Below are 19,680 nucleotides of genomic sequence, written 5' to 3'. Positions count from 1 at the left end.
TTCATGCGTTCAGTACAAGATGCACTATATAATTGGTTAACAATTAAAACAGTTGCGGAAGCACGCCCAGATGATAGTGCTGCAAAAGAAACATATTTGTTATTTCAAAATATGATATATGAAGAACATAAATTAAGAAATGTGGAAGTCGAAAAGAACGAGGAAATGTATTTAATTACATATGAAATGAATGGAGAACGGAAATCTGCAAGGTTTCCGTTAGAAGCCATTGATTGTTTTTTGGATCAGATGAATCGTGAACCAGAAAAATATAAATAAGTCCTTATCTATATGAGTAAGGACTTATTTACATTTTACCAATCATCTTCGATTTTTTTATCACGATATAATCGGAAATTACCACTTGCATGACGTTCCATTGTACGCTCTGCAATTCGTTCCGAACATTCCATGCACATATATGTATGAATAGGGCGATTACGCAGTTTTTTTGCCATAGGATTTTCATCATCTAACATATCTTTTTTATCACAAATCATACATTTGACTCTCATTTCGTCACCTCAATACGAATTCTATCAGTATAAGTATATCATGGAAGTATAATGTTTTTGAATAATAGTGGGAAAAAATAATATTTTCGCAATTCAAAAAATAAGTTATGATAAGGATATACCAAGTATGTTTGGAGGTGAAAATATGGCGAATGTAGTAGAGCCTACCTTAACAGAGGATTTAGTACAAACGTTGCGTAAAGAGTGTATTGTTATGATAGCAACGACAGATTTCGAAAAGCAAGTTCCTAACGTAAGTGCTATTTCTTGGGTGTATGCAGTGAGTAAAACTAGTATTCGATTTGCAGTAGATCAACGTTCACGTATTGTGGAAAATATACGGCATAATACAGGTGTGGTATTGACTATAATGGCGAATGAATCCGTATTTTCTATAAGTGGTGCAGGTGAAATTTTGACAGATAGAATGGAAGGTATTTCTCTAAAATTAACTGTAATAGAAGTAAATGTGCAAGAAGTGCGTGATGTTATGTTTTATGGAGCGAAACTTGCAATTGAACCAACATATGAAAAAACATATGATCTTCGGGCAGCGAAAAAGCTGGATAATGAAGTGTTAGTAGGGATAAGAGAATTATAAAGATGCTAAATAGGAAATTCGTTTATTCACTTTTGTAATCGGTTATTGTGATTTAACGTTAATAATTATAATAAAAAGTAATATATTGAATAGAAATGAATAAAGAATAAATAAAAGGTTTAATGACTATGATTTTCGATTCTACCTCGTTTACACGGTACATATAATTATAACAATGGTTCGTCCATATTGTATGGATGAAACCCTTGTTCTACAAATTTAAAAGTGGAGTCAGGGGGTAACAGGTTGGATAAAATTTATGTGTTAGATACGAATGTACTTTTGCAGGATCCTTTATCTATTTTTTCATTTGAAACCAATGAAGTAGTGATTCCAGCAGTTGTATTAGAAGAGGTTGATTCGAAAAAACGTTATATGGATGAAGTAGGACGAAACGCTCGTTATGTATCTAAGTTAATAGATAAATTTCGTGAAATAGGAAAGCTGCATGAAAGTATCCCGCTAGAAAACGGCGGAACATTTCGTATTGAATTGAACCATCGTTCATTTGTTCAACTACAAGATATTTTTGTAGAAAAAACAAATGATAATCGAATTTTAGCTGTAGCAAAAAATCTATCTTTAGAAGAACAGGAAAAAGAGGACGGGAAGTCTGTTATTTTAGTAAGTAAAGATGTACTCGTAAGGGTAAAAGCTGATGCAATTGGTTTGAAGGCTGAAGATTATTTAAGTGATCGCGTAATTGAAGTAGAAAATATATATTCTGGCTTTTTAGAAGGATATATATCAAAAGAACAATTGGATTATTTTTATGAGAAAGGTGAATTGCCTCTATCTGAAATTGCGAATCATCCTTTTTACCCAAATCAGTTTGTAGTGATGAAAGATGCATTAGGGGGCTCTAGTTCTGCTCTTGGCATTGTGGATCACTTAGGTAAGAAGGTAAAGAAACTTATTTTTCACAATGAACAAGTATGGGGGATACGACCACGAAACGTGCAGCAAATTATGGGATTAGAATTGTTGCTTCGTGAAGATATTCCGCTTGTAACGTTAACGGGGAAAGCCGGCACAGGAAAAACGTTACTTGCGTTAGCTTCGGGACTTATGCAAACAGAAGACTTAGGGTTATATAAAAAATTACTTGTGGCAAGACCAATTGTTCCAGTCGGAAAAGATATCGGTTATTTACCAGGAGAAAAAGAAGAAAAGTTAAGACCATGGATGCAGCCAATTTTTGATAACCTAGAGTATTTATTTAATACGAAAAAGCCAGGAGAGTTAGATGCTATTTTAGCTGGAATGGGTTCGATTGAAGTAGAAGCCCTTACTTATATACGCGGGAGAAGTATTCCAGATCAGTTCATTATCATTGACGAAGCACAAAATTTAACAAAGCATGAAGTGAAAACGATATTAACTAGGGTAGGGGAAAAGAGTAAGATTGTATTAATGGGAGATCCTCAGCAAATTGATCACCCATATTTAGATGAATATAATAATGGCTTAACATATGTTGTAGAGAAGTTTAAAGAACAGCGTATTAGTGGTCATGTGAAGTTTGTTAAAGGTGAGCGATCTAATTTAGCTCAACTAGCAGCAGATTTATTGTAAAAAGGAGTGAGCTTAAGCTCACTCCTTTTCTTTAAATAATTGTAAATTTACGGATGTTACGGATTGGATTTTGTTGATTAGATCCATCATTGAAATAGAGATGAACAGGCCCGTCTTCTTTTAATGGTTTTCCTTCTTTTGAAAAGCCTAGTATAGCATTTTTGACAGTTTCTAATGGAAGTGTCATTGTATGATCTACCGTTTCAATTTTAACTTGCGTAGCGTCCTCTAAAATTTCAGCGTTAGCAAGGAATGGATGAAATGGTATACCAAATGTTCCAGTAATCAGCTGTTCTTTTTTATATTTCTTCACACTTTGTTGTATTGGAGGAAAAGCGGCACCATCACGGATTTCGCGATCCCAATGTTCTGAAGTGTTTTTTAAATAAGTTTCTAGTTCAGACGTGTTTTCTCTAGTTTCATCAAAGTAAGTTGTCAAATCTACTTTTCGATCATCAAAGATCCAAACAGTTGGATCAATAGTGATTGGAAAACGTACTTTTCCGTTAATAAATAAAATTTCGCTCATTGTTGTTCCCCCATTTGTGTTATACTCCCACTTTTCAGTATAATAGTATTAGACACTGTTGTCACAAAAAATGTTTCTATTGCAATTTATTAAAACTATCGCTAATATTAATAGATAGGATAGAGGAGAGTAGGACGGAAACGGAGGGAATCAATTTGGCGTCTGAGACAGTAGCAAATCATCAGGAAAAGGCACTAGCCCTTCTACAAGCGGATGCAGAGAAGATTTTAAGACTTATTAAGGTGCAAATGGACCATCTTACAATGCCGCAATGTCCATTATATGAAGAAGTGTTAGACACACAAATGTTTGGACTATCCCGCGAGGTCGATTTTGCGGTTCGCCTTGGTCTTATTGCAGAAGAACAAGGGAAAGCAATGTTAGGTGAGCTCGAACGTGAGTTATCTGCACTTCATGAAGCATTTACAAACAAACAACAATAACGGGTTCAAATAAGGGGGCTCAAACTAAATTAGTTTGAGCTTTTTATTTGTATAATAAAGCAGGAAGAATCAATGTACATATGGAATACAACAATAATTAAATTGAAACAGAAAGAGGAAATGAAATGAAAAAAGTATGGAAATCAATGGATTATTCATTGTTACTTCCTCTTGTTATTTTATGTGTGCTGGGGGTAATAATGGTATATAGTTCGAGTTCCATTGTTGCGATTTCGAGATTTGATAAACCAGCAAATTTCTTTTTTAAAAGACAATTAATTACTTTAGTTGTTGGGACAATGGTATTAATAATTATTGCTACTATCCCATATAAAGTTTGGAGAAAACGAATTTTTTTGTTGGGGAGTTACGGTGCTAGTGTTGCCTTATTAGCTGCAGCTGCCTTTTTCACTAAGTCAGTAAACGGTGCAAACGGGTGGATATTTGGAATACAGCCTGCAGAATTTGTTAAGATAACAGTTATTCTCGTCTTAGCTCATTTTTTTGCGAAAAGACAAGAAACGAATACACCTGTTTTCAAAGGGTCAGGTCCAGTACTTATTGGTGTTGGAATAATCATGTTTTTAATATTAAAGCAAAATGATTTAGGTACTGATTTGTTAATTGCAGGAACAGTAGGAATTATGTTTCTTTGTTCGGGAGTACAGGTTAACTTATGGATTAAACGAATTGCTTTAACTTCTATAGTATGGATTCCGGCACTATATCTTCTTGGTAATTATGCATTAAATCCATATCAAAAGGCACGTTTTTCTGTTTTCCTTGATCCGTTTAATGATCCTCAAAAGGATGGGTTTCAATTAGTGAATTCATTTATTGGAATCGCTTCTGGAGGGCTTAATGGTAGAGGATTAGGGAATAGTGTACAAAAATATGGTTATTTACCAGAACCGCAAACGGATTTTATAATGGCAATTATATCTGAAGAACTTGGTTTTATAGGTGTAGCTATCATTTTAATCTGTTTATTACTTATTATTATTCGGTCATTTAGAGTTGCGCAAAAGTGTACAGATCCATTTGGAAGTTTAATAGCTATCGGAATTGCAAGCTTGTTTGGAGTTCAAACGTTTATCAATGTCGGTGGTATGTCTGGAGTAATACCACTTACAGGAGTACCATTACCGTTTGTTAGTTACGGCGGAAGTTCTTTATTAGCTAATCTACTTGCAATGGGAATACTACTCAATATTGCTAGTCACGTGAAACGACAAGAGAAACAACAGAATGGTCTAATGAAAGAAAGAGAACAAAATGGACCACATCTTGTAGTTGTAAAATAAAAACACATTGTGCTTTAGAGCATGATGTGTTTTTTATTTTTAAGTAGTTTTAAATATGATGTACTAATTTCTCTTTCAGTTAAAAAGATATATCACATTAACTTAAATGTGATATACAATTAAGTTGTTAGAAAAGGAAGAGGTATGCTATACTATTTTTGTGAAACAAATTGCACAGAAAACTTATCATTTGTTAGAAAATAAGGTATGATGGATAAAAATAAAGTGAAGCTTTCTAAGTATAATATAATGTGGAAAGTGAAGAACTTCACGCTTTTTAAGGTGTGTATATATTTTATCTCTAGAGTGGTAGGAAAGTAGAGGGGGAAAATCATGACAAAGCTGCAACGTATTCAAAAAGTATTGGTAGCTAACCGTGGAGAGATTGCAATTCGTGTGTTTCGAGCTTGTTCGGAACTTGGATTAAAAACAGTTGCAATCTATTCTAAAGAGGATAGTGGTTCTTATCATCGCTATAAAGCCGATGAGTCCTATTTAGTTGGGGAAGGAAAAAAACCAATTGATGCTTATCTAGATATTGAAGGCATTATTGAGATTGCAAAAAGTAATCATGTAGATGCAATCCACCCTGGATATGGTTTCTTGTCAGAAAATATTCAATTCGCTAAACGTTGTGAAGAAGAAGGAATTATCTTTATCGGTCCGAAAAGTAAGCATTTAGATATGTTTGGAGATAAAGTGAAAGCAAGAACACAAGCGCAGCTAGCACAAATTCCGGTTATACCTGGTAGTGATGGTCCAGTAAATTCATTAGAAGAAGTCGAAAAATTTGCTGAAAAGTATGATTACCCGATTATTATTAAAGCATCCCTTGGGGGTGGCGGTCGTGGTATGCGTATTGTGCGTACTAGAGAGGAATTAGGAGAATCATATAATCGAGCGAAATCAGAAGCGAAAGCAGCTTTTGGTAATGATGAAGTTTACGTCGAAAAATTCGTTGAAAAACCTAAACATATAGAAGTACAAATTTTAGCAGATGAAGAAGGCAATGTTGTTCATTTATACGAGCGTGACTGTTCTGTACAACGTCGTCATCAAAAAGTTGTAGAAATTGCACCGAGTGTATCACTTTCAGATGATCTGCGTCAGCGTATTTGTGATGCTGCTGTGAAGTTAACGAAAAATGTAAACTATTTAAATGCAGGAACAGTAGAATTCCTTGTAAAAGATGATGAGTTTTACTTTATTGAAGTAAATCCACGTGTTCAAGTAGAACATACGATTACAGAAATGATTACGGGAGTAGATATTGTTCAATCACAAATTTTAATAGCGGATGGACATTCATTACATAGCAAAATGGTAGGTGTTCCGAAGCAAGAGGAAGTAGTTGTACATGGATTTGCAATTCAATCTCGTGTAACAACTGAAGATCCGCTAAATAATTTTATGCCGGATACAGGAAAAATTATGGCGTATCGATCAGGTGGTGGTTTTGGTGTGCGTCTTGATACAGGGAATAGCTTCCAAGGTGCAGTTATTACACCGTACTACGATTCTTTACTTGTAAAAGTTACAACTTGGGCACTTACTTTTGAGCAAGCTGCTGCAAAAATGGAACGTAACTTAAAAGAATTCCGTATTCGTGGTATTAAAACAAATATTCCATTCCTAGAGAATGTAGTAAAGCATAAAAACTTCTTATCAGGAGAATATGATACTTCATTTATCGATGCGTCACCTGAATTGTTCTTGTTCCCGAAACGTAAAGACCGTGGAACGAAAATGTTAAATTACATTGGTACAGTAACAGTAAATGGTTTCCCAGGAGTAGGGAAAAAAGAAAAACCAATATTCCCAGATGCTCGTATTCCATGTTTAAAACATTCAGAGCCAATCCAAAATGGAACGAAACAAATTTTGGACGAGCGTGGAGCGGACGGATTAGTAAAATGGGTACAGGATCAAAAACGTGTACTTTTAACGGATACAACATTCCGTGATGCACACCAGTCATTACTTGCAACTCGTATTCGTACAAAAGATTTACATCAAATTGCGGAGCCAACAGCGAGAATGTTACCGAACCTATTCTCAGCGGAAATGTGGGGCGGTGCAACGTTTGATGTTGCGTATCGTTTCTTAAAAGAAGATCCATGGGAACGATTACTAGATCTTCGTGAAAAAATGCCGAACGTGTTATTCCAAATGTTACTTCGTTCTTCAAACGCAGTTGGATACAAAAACTATCCAGATAATTTAATTCAAAAATTTGTGGAATGTTCTGCTCAAGCAGGCATTGATGTATTCCGTATTTTTGATAGTTTAAACTGGGTGGAAGGCATGAGAGTTGCAATTGACGCTGTACGAGACACTGGTAAAATTGCAGAAGCAACAATGTGCTACACAGGGGATATTCATGATCCACTGCGTAGTAAATATGATTTAAATTATTATAAAAATTTAGCAAAAGAGTTAGAAGCATCAGGAGCTCACATTTTAGGTATTAAAGATATGGCGGGCTTACTAAAACCAAATGCAGCATATGATTTAGTTTCTGCATTAAAAGAGACAGTGTCGATTCCAATTCATCTGCACACGCACGATACGAGTGGAAATGGTATATTAACGTATACGAAGGCAATTGAAGCAGGTGTTGATATCGTCGATGTAGCAGTGAGTTCTATGGCTGGTCAAACGTCACAACCAAGTGCGAACACGCTATACTATGCGTTAGGCGGAAACGAAAGACAACCAGATGTTAATATAGATTCTTTAGAAAAACTATCTCACTATTGGGAAGATGTACGCAAATACTATGCACCGTTTGAAAGTGGTATGAATGCGCCTCATACAGAGGTATATATGCATGAAATGCCGGGTGGGCAGTATAGTAATCTTCAGCAACAAGCGAAGGCGGTTGGTTTAGGAGATCGCTTCGATGAAGTGAAAGTAATGTACCGCCGTGTGAATGACATGTTTGGAGATATTGTAAAAGTAACACCATCATCAAAAGTTGTTGGTGATATGGCATTATTTATGGTTCAAAACCATCTGACAGAACAAGATGTTTTAGAGCGTGGACATGCGATGGACTTCCCAGGATCTGTTGTTGAAATGTTCTCTGGTGATTTAGGTCAACCGTACGGTGGTTTCCCGAAAGAATTACAAAAGATTATTTTAAAAGGGAAAGAGCCATTAACAGTAAGACCAGGTGAATTACTAGAGCCAGTAGATTTCGAAGCGTTAAAAGAAGAATTATTCCATAAACTTGGACGCGAAGTAACGATTTTTGATGTAGTGGCATATGCTTTATATCCAAAAGTATTTATGGATTATGAAAAAGTTGCTGAGCTTTATGGAAATGTATCTGTACTTGATACACCGACGTTCTTCTATGGTATGAGACTAGGTGAAGAAATTGATGTAGAAATTGAACAGGGTAAAACATTGATGGTTAAACTAGTATCAATTGGAGAACCTCAGCCGGATGGAAACCGCGTTCTTTACTTGGAATTTAACGGTCAACCACGTGAAATTATCGTGAAAGACGAGAGTGTAAAAGCAACAGTTGCACAACGTGTGAAAGGAAACCGTGAGAATCCAAATCATATTAGTGCAACGATGCCAGGAACGGTAATTAAAGTAGTTGTAAAAGAAGGCGACGAAGTGAAAAAAGGCGATTCTATGGCAATTACAGAAGCGATGAAAATGGAAACGACAGTTCAAGCGCCGTTCAATGGTAAAGTAAAGAAAGTATATGTTAACGATGGTGATGCGATTCAAACGGGTGATTTACTTATTGAATTAGATCACTAAAATAAGAAAAGAGCTGTGTAAATACAGCTCTTTTTTATTGCAAAAAATCCCTTGCCGAATTGGCAAGGGATTTTAGTTTTAAATTATTTTGTTTGTTTAGAAGTTGATTCGGCTTCTTTGGCATTCACTTTACTTCTTGTTCCTAACATAACTAAATAGCATAGTACGGCAAACAAGCAAGAAATGAATAGAGAATGTAACAATGCCATCGCTAAACTAGCGTTTGTAAATACAACTAAAACTCCTACTACAGCTTGAAGTGTAACAAGGATAAATGAAATGATCCATCCCCAATATACTACAGGTTGCTGCTTGTAATGGCGAATAGCGAGAATCATGGCGTATAGTATCCAAGCGAAAATTAACATCGCTGCAACTCTATGGCCCATTTGAACCCATTCATGTAGTTGAGTTGGCATAGGTCTGTTTTTGCTACATAAAGGAAAGTCTGGACAGGCTAAGCTAGCTCGTTCGTGACGTACTAAAGCACCTGTGTAGACGACGATATAACTGTAAATTGTTACACCATAAATATGAAATTTCATTTTTTTGTCCATAATAAGTGAACGTGCATCAAATTTTTGGTCAATTTCAAAGATAAGACACGTTAATAAAATGACAGAAGCAAATGAAATTAAGGAAATACCGAAATGGATAGCAAGTACAGCTGGCATTTGTCCCCAAACAACTGCTGCTGCTCCCATTAATGCTTGTGCAACTAAAAATACGAAGGATAAAATTGCTAACGTTTTTGTTTCACGCACATGTTTATAATATTTCCAGGACAAAATACAAAGTAGAGTGACAAGAATTCCAGCTGATCCTGATGTTAATCGGTGGCTAAGTTCAATAATAGTTTCCATTGATAAATTAGATGGAACAAATTCACCGTTACAAAGTGGCCATGATTTACCACAACCTTGACCAGAACCTGTTTTTGTAACTAAAGCGCCTCCTAATAAAACTATTAATAAATCAAGGCTTGTAATGACTGCTAACCATTTAATAAAGCGTTGCAATCTCTTTCACCATCTTTCTGCTATGAAGTTATTGCGAAATATTTTCATTCCATTATGTATAGAATAAAACGCGCTAGTTCCTATGATATATAAAAAATAATAAAATAGCAAAGAAATGGAGGGGGAAGGAAAGGGAGAGAAAATAGGTGTAAAAACAGGGTTCGCAAGGAAAATTTTGGGTGAAAAATAGGCTATTTTGAAAAGAAATGGGGAGAATACGTGTTAAATAGGACAAAATAGTTTATTATAGAAGGTAACATCATGTTATGATAAGGACAAGTCAGAATGAAGTTTTTTATATTCGACACAAAAAGTTCATGTTTTCTTCACAAAATGTTCGGGAAATATGATTTAATATATTGGAGTATGGGCGTAGATTAGTAGTAGAATGGGTTAACAATGTTTCTACTGTAATAATATTGCTATATAGAAGCGAATTATTTCATTTGAAATAGGCGCAAAAAGAAAGATGAAAGTTTTAAGAGGGGGTTAGAGTGATGAACCATGCAACAAGTGAGCTGCATGATGAGTCCGCTGTTACAAGTGTACCGGAAACAACTCGGTTACAAGATTTAAAAGCACTCGTTAAAATGGGGATTGTAAACTCAAATACACTTACTGTATTTACAGGATTTTGGTTGGCATTACACTTTAATGGATTAAGTGTAATGGACAATCTGGATAAGTTATTCTTTACAATCGTTGGTTCAGGATTAATTATGGCAGGGGTATGTTGTTTAAACAACTACATTGATCGAGACATCGATCCATTAATGGAAAGAACAAAGACCCGTCCAACGGTTACTGGAAAGTATAAACCAGGATTTGCACTTACATTTGGACTAGTCATATTACTTCTTGGTTTTGTATTTTTATTATTAACAACACCAATGGCAGTCTTAATGGGATTTATTGGTGCTTTCACATATGTTGTTCTATATAGTTTATGGACAAAGAGAAAGTATACACTAAATACTGTTGTAGGTAGTATATCTGGTGCAGTTCCTCCTTTAATTGGATGGGCAGCAATCGATCCATCTTTAGGCCATCCAATTGCTTGGATGTTATTTTTAATTATGTTTATTTGGCAAATCCCACATTTCCTTGCATTAGCAATGAAACGTGTTGATGAATATCGAAATGCAGGAATTCCAATGCTTCCTGTAGTTCATGGATTTGAAATTACGAAACGCCAAATTATGATTTGGACAGTATGTTTATTACCACTACCATTTTATATGAGTGGACTAGGGATAACATTTATGGTAATTGCAACACTGCTTAACATCGGATGGATCGTTTTAGGATTTTATGGCTTCCGTAAGAAAGATGACATCAAATGGTCCGTGCAAATGTTTGTTTATTCCCTAAATTATTTAACAATCTTATTTGTATCAATGATTGTAGTTACATTCTTCTAAGACAACGACATAATTGGATTTCTTTACGTTGAGATTTACTTTACTTAACTATAAAGTACAATCTAATTCACAAGGAAAGTGGGGGTTGTTTGTATGAAGAAACAGTGGCGACTGCTTTCGTTCGTTTCACTGCTGGCTTTACTGTTAGGGGGATGCGGTAAAGCCTTTCAATCTACTTTAATTCCGCAAGGAGAAGTAGCAAAAATGCAATATGATTTACTTCTACTGGCGAGTGCAATCATGGTAGGAGTAGTACTAGTAGTTACTATTATTTTCTTATATGTAATTGTGCGTTTCCGACAAAAGAAAGGTCAGGAAGATTATATTCCAGAGCAAGTTGAAGGGAATCACAAGCTAGAAATTATATGGACAGTTATTCCGATTATTCTTTTACTAATCTTAGCTGTTCCAACAGTTACATATACATTCAAACTTGCTGATGTAAGTGCGATGGAGAAAAAGAATATTGATAAAGATACTATCGTTGTTGATGTAACAGCGAATCTTTATTGGTGGGAATTTTCTTATAAATCAGAAAAGATAGTAACTTCGCAAGATTTGGTCATCCCCACAGGTAAGAAAGTGTATTTAAATTTGAAGGGTGCCGATATTAAACACTCATTTTGGGTTCCATCTTTAGCAGGGAAAATGGATACAAATACAGACAATGTGAACAAAATGTGGTTAAAGGCAGATAAATCGGGCACTTATAATGGTTTTTGTACAGAATTTTGCGGCCCATCACATTCTTTAATGCAATTTAAAGTGAAAGCTTTAGATGAAAGCGAGTACAAAAAATGGCTTGCTGATATGAAGAAGATTGATGGGAAGAAAGAAGTAGCTTCAACAAAGGCGCAAGAGGGCCAAGAAATATTTAATAAAAGCTGTATTGGTTGTCACGCAGTTGGATCTAATGATAGTAGACCACCTTCCGCTCGTATCGCACCAAACTTAGCAAACTTTGCGGATCGCGATATGGTTGCCGGTATTGCCGAAAACAATGAAGAAAACTTAAAAAAATGGCTGAAAGATCCTGAAAATATGAAGCCAGGAAACAAAATGACTGGCAAATATGGCAACTTAACGGATGATCAAATTGATGCATTAAATGCATACTTACAAACGTTAAAAGTTGAAAAGTAAAGAGGGACTATTCGCGAAGGGGAGGTTGAAAACGTGAGTTCTGTAGCAAAAAAACAGGGGATGGGTGCTGTCATATGGGATTATTTAACGACAGTAGACCATAAAAAGATTGCCATTCTCTATTTAATTGCAGGTGGATTGTTTTTTGTAATAGGCGGAATAGAAGCTCTATTTATTCGCCTTCAATTAGCGATTCCTAACAACGCTTTTCTTGTTGGGGATGCTTATAATCAAGTATTAACGATGCACGGTACAACAATGATTTTCCTCGCAGCTATGCCACTCGTGTTTGCATTTATGAACGCCGCTGTACCACTTCAAATTGGTGCACGTGATGTAGCGTTCCCGTTTTTGAATTCACTCGGATTTTGGTTATTTTTCTTTGGTGGAGTATTTTTAAATTTAAGTTGGTTTTTAGGTGGAGCACCTGATGCAGGATGGACATCTTATGCATCTTTAGCTTTAGCCTCTAAAGGTCATGGTGTTGATTTCTATGTACTCGGCTTGCAAATCTCAGGTATTGGTACACTAATTGGAGGAATTAACTTCCTTGTAACCATTATTAATATGCGCGCTCCAGGAATGACGTATATGCGTATGCCGATGTTTACATGGACAACATTTGTAACATCTTCGCTTATATTATTCGCTTTTCCGCCGTTAACTGTAGGATTAGGACTTTTAATGTTAGATCGTTTATTTGGAACAAGTTTCTTTAATCCGGCATTGGGCGGGAATACAATTATATGGGAGCATTTATTCTGGATTTTCGGTCATCCAGAAGTATACATTCTTATACTCCCAGCTTTCGGAATATTCTCAGAAATATTCGCAACATTTTCGAAAAAACGATTGTTTGGTTATTCATCGATGGTGTTTGCGACTGTATTAATTGGATTTTTAGGATTTATGGTATGGGCGCACCATATGTTTACTGTTGGACTTGGTCCAGTTGCTAATGCTATTTTCTCAGTTGCAACAATGGCGATTGCGGTTCCGACTGGTATCAAAATATTCAACTGGCTCTTTACAATGTGGGGCGGAAGTATTCGTTTTACGACACCAATGATGTGGGCAGTAGCTTTCATTCCATCATTCGTAATGGGTGGAGTTACAGGGGTTATGCTAGCATCTGCACCAGCTGATTATCAATTTCATGATAACTATTTCGTAGTAGCGCATTTTCATTATGTAATCGTTGGCGGTGTTGTATTTGGTTTACTTGCAGGAGCTCATTATTATTGGCCACTGATGTTTAATAAAGTATTAAATGAAACATTAGGAAAGATAACGTTTTGGCTATTCTTTATCGGCTTCCATTTAACTTTCTTTATTCAGCATTTCCTTGGCTTGATTGGTATGCCACGCCGTTACTACACATATCTTGAAGGGCAAGGGTTGGAAATGGGGAATATGATTAGTTCCATCGGAGCGGTGTTTATGGCTCTTGGAACGATTGTTCTTCTATTCAATGTAATTAAAACGACAGTATCAAAAGAAAAAGCTGGTCGTGATCCGTGGGATGCACGTACATTAGAATGGACAATGCCAGCACCGACACCAGAATATAACTTTAAACAATTACCATTTGTTCGCGGATTAGATCCGTTTTGGATTGAAAAACGTGAAGGTAATAAAGAAATGACAGCAGCGGAACCAGTTGGTGATATTCATATGCCAAATCCTTCGTTTTCACCATTTGTCATTTCTTTCGGATTGTTTATAGCGGCATTTGGTGCGATGTATATGCAGGGCGGAAAAGATAAGTTCTGGTTATTAGTAGCAATTATTGGTTTAATCATTACATTTGGCACAATGTTCCTACGTTCAGTAATTGATGATCATGGGTATCATATTCATAAAGAAGATTTAGAGGATAAGGGGGGCAAGGCATAATGCATGTAGATGAAAAATTAACGAATGAAACATTTCCAGCAGAGCCTGAAAAAGCAACCCTTGAAGGGAAAAATAAGTTTGTCGGTTTTTGGTTATTTCTTGGAGGCGAAACAGTGTTGTTCGCTTCCTTATTCGGAACATATTTAGCGTTAAAGAATTCTACAAATGGTGGACCAACATCTCAAGAGATGTTCCAAATGCCACTCGTTTTCATTATGACGATGCTTTTATTAACGAGTAGCTTAACGAGTGTATATGCGATGTATCACATGAAAAACTTTAACTTTAAGAAAATGCAGCTTTGGTTACTAGTAACAGTATTGCTAGGTTTAGGGTTTTTAGGATTTGAGATATATGAGTTTTATCATTATACACATGAATTTAAGCATACTATGAGAAGTAGTGCCTTTGGCTCTGCGTTTTATGCTCTTGTTGGTACACATGGACTCCACGTATTGTTTGGGTTATGTTGGATTTTAACATTAATCTTTAGAAATGCGAAGAGAGGTCTAAATTTATACAATGCACCGAAGTTTTATGTTGCATCGATTTATTGGCACTTTATTGACGTAGTTTGGGTGTTTATTTTCACTGTAGTATATTTAATGGGAATGGTGGGATAAACAATGGCGATAAAGCAAACGAATAATCCTAAAGTTGATCTTGTTTATCGGAAGAGAAAAAGTGCGGAGGAAATGAGGCATCAAGTTATTACGTTTGCATTAATGATTTTTTTAACATTAGTTGCATTTGTAGCAGTGGCGTATCCAAAAACTTTTAGTCCGATTTTCTCTGTACCGTTTATTTTACTATTAGCAGTGGTACAAGTAATTTTTCAATTGTATTATTTTATGCATATGAGTCATAAAGGACATGAAGCAGCAAGTTTCTTTCTTTACTCTGGTCTGCTAATAGGGTTAATTACAATTTTAGCTTTTATGACAATCGTGTGGATTTGAAAAGTGAAAAATAAGGGAGCTTGTGTTGTCACAGCTCCCTCTTCATATTATGAGATAACCTTACGAAGGCAGGTGTGAAAATGAGTAACTTGTGGATATTTGGTTTTCAGGCTTTATGGAGTCCAATCTTTTTATTATTTATGCTTTCGATTCTTATTGGGTACTTCTTAATTATTGGACCATATAGAATGCGATTTGAAAATGCGACGAAGGTAAGTAAGAAGCAAATTTTTTATTTTACGACTGGTATTGTTCTTTTGTATTTTGTAAAGGGAGGGCCTATTGATTTAATTGGCCATATTATATTTAGTGCTCATATGTTTGAAATGGCAGTCATGTATATTGCAGTTCCACCGTTACTGTTGCTTGGTATACCAATTTGGTTATATCGTTACATTACTTCTTTTAAGTTCGTTCAAATTATATTAAAGGCATTTGCTAAACCACTTATTGCGTTGTTTGTATTTAACGGCCTGTTTTCTTTTTATCATTTACCAGTTGTTTTTGATACAGTAAAACAAAGTCAAATAGCTCATCCTATTTGTCTCGCTATATTGTTTTTTACAGCAATCATGATGTGGTGGCCGATGTTAAATCCATTACCAGAATATCAAACATTAAGTGATATAAAGAAACTTGGTTATATGTTTGCTAACGGCATATTATTAACGCCTGCATGTGCGTTAATCATTTTTGCGACAGCCCCGTTATTTGCAACGTATACGGATCCGGCTGCTTGGATGAAAGCGATGGAACTATGTGTACCAGCGGGCACTTTATCAGATTTAAATATAACGGGACCAGAATTTTTGCACTGGATGCCAGTCGTACAAGATCAGCAAACTGGTGGTATCATAATGAAAATTGTCCAGGAAATAGTGTACGGTACAATTATAGGCTATGTATTCTTTAGATGGGCACGTAGAGAACGTGAAAAGGATAAGGAGCAGTTGCAACAATTGCCGCCGTATTTACAGATTAAGTAAAAAAGTATATGGGATTCCATGCGCTTTTTCTTTTTAGCTACCTTAAAAAGATTGAATTTTCTAACTTTTTATGTTAAGTTAGTGTAGGCGTGTACTAAAAGTGGAGATAAAATTTACTACTAGCTTTCATGCGTAATAATTCCATATGTAGTGCAAGTTTTTTAGAGAGTTACAAATATATATTGTTATCTTTAATAAACACGAACTATTTTAAGGGGGAGTTTAAATGGGTAGTAGTGGAAGTATGGTAAAGCCGATTAGTGGTTTTTTGACAGCACTAATTCAATATCCAGTACCAGTAGTAGAATCGCGTGCAGACATTGATAAACAAATTCAACAAATCATAAAAACAATTCATTCGACCAAATCAGGTTACCCTGGTTTAGAATTGATAGTATTTCCTGAATATAGTACACAAGGGCTCAATACAAAAAAATGGACTACAGAAGAATTTTTATGCACAGTGCCTGGGCCAGAAACAGACTTATTTGCTGAGGCATGTAAAGAATCTAAAGTATATGGTGTTTTTTCAATAATGGAGAAAAATCCTGATGGTGGAGAGCCATATAATACAGCAGTTATTATTGATCCACAAGGTGAAATGATTTTGAAGTATCGTAAGCTAAATCCTTGGGTGCCAGTCGAGCCTTGGAAAGCTGGAGATTTAGGCTTACCTGTTTGTGATGGACCTGGAGGAAGTAAATTAGCTGTTTGTATTTGTCATGATGGCATGTTCCCTGAAGTAGCTCGTGAAGCGGCCTATAAAGGTGCAAATGTCTTAATTCGTATTTCTGGATATAGTACACAAGTTAGTGAACAATGGATGCTAACGAATCGTTCAAATGCATGGCAAAATTTAATGTATACATTGTCGGTAAACTTAGCGGGTTATGATGGTGTATTTTATTACTTTGGTGAAGGACAAGTATGTAATTTTGATGGGACTACTTTAGTACAGGGTCATCGAAATCCTTGGGAGATTGTTACTGCTGAAGTATATCCAGAACTAGCAGATCAGGCTAGAATAGGATGGGGATTGGAAAATAATATATATAATCTAGGTTCAAGAGGATATGTAGCAACTCCTGGTGGGGTGAAAGAAAATCCATATACGTTTGTAAAAGATTTAGCTGAAGGTAAATATAAGGTCCCTTGGGAAGATGAGATTAAAGTAAAAGATGGATCTATTTATGGATATCCAGTAAAAAAAACGATTCATTCTTAGGGAAGGGAAATAAAACAAGCGCATCATATTGATGCGCTTGTTTTTGTTAATCAATAATTTGAAATTCTTTTAACTCTTTTTCGACATTTTGTAGGAGTTGTTCGCTTTTTTGAAGTACATTCGTTGGGAAAGTCTCATCATCACCATATTCAACGCCGTGAGGATAATAATGTTTTCCTAATAAGGGGGGGAGTAGTTTTACTTCAGCGTGTCTACTGCCAATGTCACCTTCAACAGCAACTCCTTGCACTCGTAAATAATAAACATCCTTTAATATTTCAAATTTATAATCGTATGTAACTCGTTCATAATCCCACTGTCCGGCAAGTACGAAGTGGTTGTTTTCCATGATTTCAGTTAAAAGAGTTAATTCAACGACGGCTCCATTAAATTTCGTATTTGTAAATTGCATATAATACCTCCTTTTTTAATGTTACACCATTATTTTTATAATAGTATGAATAATAAGAAAGTGCAATTCATATTGAGAGAAAAGGGATAATCCAGACTTTTTTCACAAAAATATGATATAGTGAAAAGAGTACGGTACACACAAAAAGAAAGAAAAGGATTTGTGTATATCTCAATTTTATGTTTTGTTCAGGAGGTATATCGTTTGAAGAAATTATTGCGTATCGTAATGATTACATTTTTAATTTTAGCTGTTGATTTATACGGGAAATTACTCGTTTCACAATATATATTAACCCCATCTCAATCAAAGCAAGAAAATAAAATTGTGAAAAAGAAAAAGCAAATTAAGGAAGACTCCTCAGACACTGTTTTAAATATGATTGGTGAAGACTCTGAAAACCTATTAGCGAAGTGGGGAGAACCCTCTCGAATAGAGCCATCTGCATACGGATATGAATGGTGGGTATACAACCAGGATTTAACTCAGTATGTTCAATTTGGAGTTTCTGAACGTAAAGTTGTAACGGCATACGCAGCTGGTGAACAAGTTAAGGTTCCACCTTATTATATAAATGAAAAATATGAAGAAGTATATAAAAAAAGTCCGCTTTCGCATGAAATTTCATTAAAAAGAGGGAAAAATAGTTATCAATTTGAGCTATCTGATACCGAAGTCATGGAACAACCGTTAATACCTGTAGAAGATGGATGGGCGCAATTGTATTTTGATCAATTTACACATGAGCTTGTTGGTGTTCGTTATATGGATGATGAAACTTTATTACGCCAAAGACCGTATCAGCTCGTTTATTCAGGTGAATTAATAGCAGAACAACCATTGACTCCAGAAAAAATAAAACAAGTAGAAAATGGGAATATGCAACAAATTTTTGATTTAACAAATATCATTCGAAGTCGTCATAAATTACCATTATTAACATGGGATCAGGAAACAGCAGATGTTGCTGTTGGTCACAGTAAAGATATGAAAGACAATAATTATTTTTCTCATGACTCACCTACATTAGGTACACTAGGAGATCGTTTGCAGCGCGGGAAAGTAGGATTTCAACTTGCTGGTGAGAACATAGCGGCGCAACATAGTGATGGAATTGCGGCAGTGCAAGGTTGGTTAAATAGTGAGGGGCATAGAAAGAATTTATTAAATGAACAATTTACAGGATTAGGTGTTGGTGTATACGATAAATTTTATACACAAAACTTTATTCGAAAATAAAGCGAAACTGTAAGCGGTGGGGTGTTACATCACCTAATTAGTTACTTCGTATTCACTGAATTGTAGGTGGGAATGTGACCGTATGCAAATAGCAGAAAAAAAGGTGCATGAATCGTCTAAAAATAGGCGAACCATGCGCCTTTTTTTTCTTACTATATAGTAGATATACATGGAGAGGTGAGGATTATGCCAACAACAAAAGGACCGTTACATCCATCGGTTCAACAGTTTAAAGAATTTGTAAACCATCACCCTAAAATGGTTCATGAGGTTAGAAGTGGTCATAAAACATGGCAACAATTTTATGAAGAATGGTACTTACTTGGTGAAGAAGATCCAATATGGGCAACTTATAGACCGGATGGAGCGCCTGCGTTTTCTTCGATAAAAGAAAATAAAAAAGAAAAAGATAATCGAACTGAAGAGGAAAAAACTGCTGATGTGATGGGGCAAATGCTTTCTTTTTTTAAAAAGTTGGACGTGGAACAAATGCAGAACCATTTAGCCAATGTGACGAGTGCAATTGGGAGCGTGCAACAAGTTATTCAGCAATTTCAAGGTAACCGTACGCAGCAAGAGCAAAGTACTTCAGAAAATAACCCGTTTTTCTTTCAAAAGGATTAGGGGGAAAGA

The 19,680-nt window shown here is 35.6% G+C and carries 19 protein-coding genes; 15 read left to right on the top strand and 4 right to left on the bottom strand.

The features are described from left to right. Nucleotides 1-3: 3 nt before the first annotated feature. Nucleotides 4-279 carry a hypothetical protein gene (locus DN407_RS19525; protein ID WP_001258147.1) on the top strand — a complete coding sequence of 92 codons (276 nt, stop codon included), beginning with the start codon at nt 4-6 and terminating at the stop codon, nt 277-279. A 35-nt stretch (nt 280-314) separates the two neighbouring features. Here DN407_RS19525 and DN407_RS19520 read toward each other — a convergent pair whose 3' ends face one another. Then, a complete protein-coding gene (locus tag DN407_RS19520) occupies nt 315-515 on the bottom strand; it encodes a YlaI family protein (RefSeq protein WP_002082250.1) in 201 nt (66 codons plus the stop codon). A 145-nt stretch (nt 516-660) separates the two neighbouring features. On the opposite strand from DN407_RS19520, the gene DN407_RS19515 reads away from it, so the two are divergent. Both DN407_RS19515 and DN407_RS19510 read left to right on the top strand, forming a co-directional pair. Next, nucleotides 661-1,116, top strand: coding sequence for a pyridoxamine 5'-phosphate oxidase family protein (locus DN407_RS19515; protein WP_000024597.1), 456 nt, complete (start codon nt 661-663; stop codon nt 1,114-1,116). Nucleotides 1,117-1,362: 246 nt separating this feature from the next. Continuing rightward, nucleotides 1,363-2,691 (top strand): PhoH family protein, encoded by a 1,329-nt coding sequence (locus DN407_RS19510; protein ID WP_000358083.1) that lies wholly within the window; start codon nt 1,363-1,365, stop codon nt 2,689-2,691. A 31-nt stretch (nt 2,692-2,722) separates the two neighbouring features. On the opposite strand, the gene DN407_RS19505 is transcribed toward DN407_RS19510, so the two are convergent. Next, nucleotides 2,723-3,220, bottom strand: coding sequence for a molybdopterin-binding protein (locus DN407_RS19505; RefSeq protein WP_001289811.1), 498 nt, complete (start codon nt 3,218-3,220; stop codon nt 2,723-2,725). 155 nt (nt 3,221-3,375) lie between these two features. Between DN407_RS19505 and DN407_RS19500 the strand changes: the two genes are divergently transcribed. From DN407_RS19500 to pyc, 3 genes are all read left to right on the top strand, one after another. After that, the gene (locus DN407_RS19500) at nt 3,376-3,663 is read left to right on the top strand and encodes an Fpa/YlaN family protein (protein ID WP_000135694.1); all 288 of its coding nucleotides are present in this window, start codon (nt 3,376-3,378) and stop codon (nt 3,661-3,663) included. A gap of 125 nt (nt 3,664-3,788) precedes the next feature. After that, nucleotides 3,789-4,967 (top strand): FtsW/RodA/SpoVE family cell cycle protein, encoded by a 1,179-nt coding sequence (locus DN407_RS19495; RefSeq protein ID WP_000758406.1) that lies wholly within the window; start codon nt 3,789-3,791, stop codon nt 4,965-4,967. A 333-nt stretch (nt 4,968-5,300) separates the two neighbouring features. Next, a complete protein-coding gene (pyc, locus tag DN407_RS19485) occupies nt 5,301-8,747 on the top strand; it encodes a pyruvate carboxylase (RefSeq protein ID WP_149216601.1) in 3,447 nt (1,148 codons plus the stop codon). A gap of 83 nt (nt 8,748-8,830) precedes the next feature. On the opposite strand, the gene ctaA is transcribed toward pyc, so the two are convergent. Next, nucleotides 8,831-9,766: a heme A synthase gene (ctaA, locus tag DN407_RS19480; RefSeq protein WP_001188744.1), complete on the bottom strand. Its 936-nt coding sequence runs from the start codon at nt 9,764-9,766 to the stop codon at nt 8,831-8,833. 497 nt (nt 9,767-10,263) lie between these two features. Between ctaA and ctaB the strand changes: the two genes are divergently transcribed. The 7 genes from ctaB to DN407_RS19445 all read left to right on the top strand — a co-directional run bounded on the left by ctaB (nt 10,264) and on the right by DN407_RS19445 (nt 17,396). Beyond that, nucleotides 10,264-11,187 (top strand): protoheme IX farnesyltransferase, encoded by a 924-nt coding sequence (gene ctaB / locus DN407_RS19475; RefSeq protein WP_001015056.1) that lies wholly within the window; start codon nt 10,264-10,266, stop codon nt 11,185-11,187. A gap of 93 nt (nt 11,188-11,280) precedes the next feature. After that, nucleotides 11,281-12,330 (top strand): cytochrome c oxidase subunit II, encoded by a 1,050-nt coding sequence (gene coxB / locus DN407_RS19470; RefSeq protein WP_000745268.1) that lies wholly within the window; start codon nt 11,281-11,283, stop codon nt 12,328-12,330. Between the two features lie 60 nt (nt 12,331-12,390). Further along, complete coding sequence (gene ctaD, locus DN407_RS19465) at nt 12,391-14,226, top strand: cytochrome c oxidase subunit I (protein ID WP_153578907.1); 1,836 nt, start codon at nt 12,391-12,393, stop codon at nt 14,224-14,226. Then, the gene (ctaE, locus tag DN407_RS19460; protein ID WP_000557861.1) at nt 14,226-14,849 is read left to right on the top strand and encodes a cytochrome c oxidase subunit III; all 624 of its coding nucleotides are present in this window, start codon (nt 14,226-14,228) and stop codon (nt 14,847-14,849) included. Before ctaD ends, ctaE begins: the two co-directional genes overlap by 1 nt. 3 nt (nt 14,850-14,852) lie before the next feature. After that, nucleotides 14,853-15,185, top strand: coding sequence for a cytochrome c oxidase subunit IVB (gene ctaF, locus DN407_RS19455; RefSeq protein WP_000985706.1), 333 nt, complete (start codon nt 14,853-14,855; stop codon nt 15,183-15,185). 80 nt (nt 15,186-15,265) lie between these two features. Further along, nucleotides 15,266-16,171: a cytochrome c oxidase assembly factor CtaG gene (gene ctaG, locus DN407_RS19450; protein WP_000069022.1), complete on the top strand. Its 906-nt coding sequence runs from the start codon at nt 15,266-15,268 to the stop codon at nt 16,169-16,171. Between the two features lie 226 nt (nt 16,172-16,397). Further along, entirely contained in the window at nt 16,398-17,396 is a 999-nt protein-coding gene (locus DN407_RS19445) for a formamidase (protein ID WP_149216600.1), read from the top strand. Nucleotides 17,397-17,442: 46 nt separating this feature from the next. Here DN407_RS19445 and DN407_RS19440 read toward each other — a convergent pair whose 3' ends face one another. After that, nucleotides 17,443-17,808 (bottom strand): YugN family protein, encoded by a 366-nt coding sequence (locus DN407_RS19440; RefSeq protein WP_001160947.1) that lies wholly within the window; start codon nt 17,806-17,808, stop codon nt 17,443-17,445. A gap of 204 nt (nt 17,809-18,012) precedes the next feature. Between DN407_RS19440 and DN407_RS19435 the strand changes: the two genes are divergently transcribed. Both DN407_RS19435 and DN407_RS19430 read left to right on the top strand, forming a co-directional pair. Beyond that, the gene (locus DN407_RS19435; protein ID WP_000735378.1) at nt 18,013-19,047 is read left to right on the top strand and encodes a CAP domain-containing protein; all 1,035 of its coding nucleotides are present in this window, start codon (nt 18,013-18,015) and stop codon (nt 19,045-19,047) included. Nucleotides 19,048-19,233: 186 nt separating this feature from the next. Then, nucleotides 19,234-19,671, top strand: a complete 438-nt coding sequence (locus DN407_RS19430; RefSeq protein WP_149216599.1) for a YlbD family protein — start codon at nt 19,234-19,236, stop codon at nt 19,669-19,671. Nucleotides 19,672-19,680 lie beyond the last annotated feature (9 nt).

It is taken from the genome of Bacillus sp. JAS24-2 (assembly GCF_008274905.1).
Taxonomy (GTDB): domain Bacteria; phylum Bacillota; class Bacilli; order Bacillales; family Bacillaceae_G; genus Bacillus_A; species Bacillus_A cereus.
Note: the sequence above shows the minus strand (reverse complement) of the source record. Positions and strands in the feature narration are given on the sequence as shown.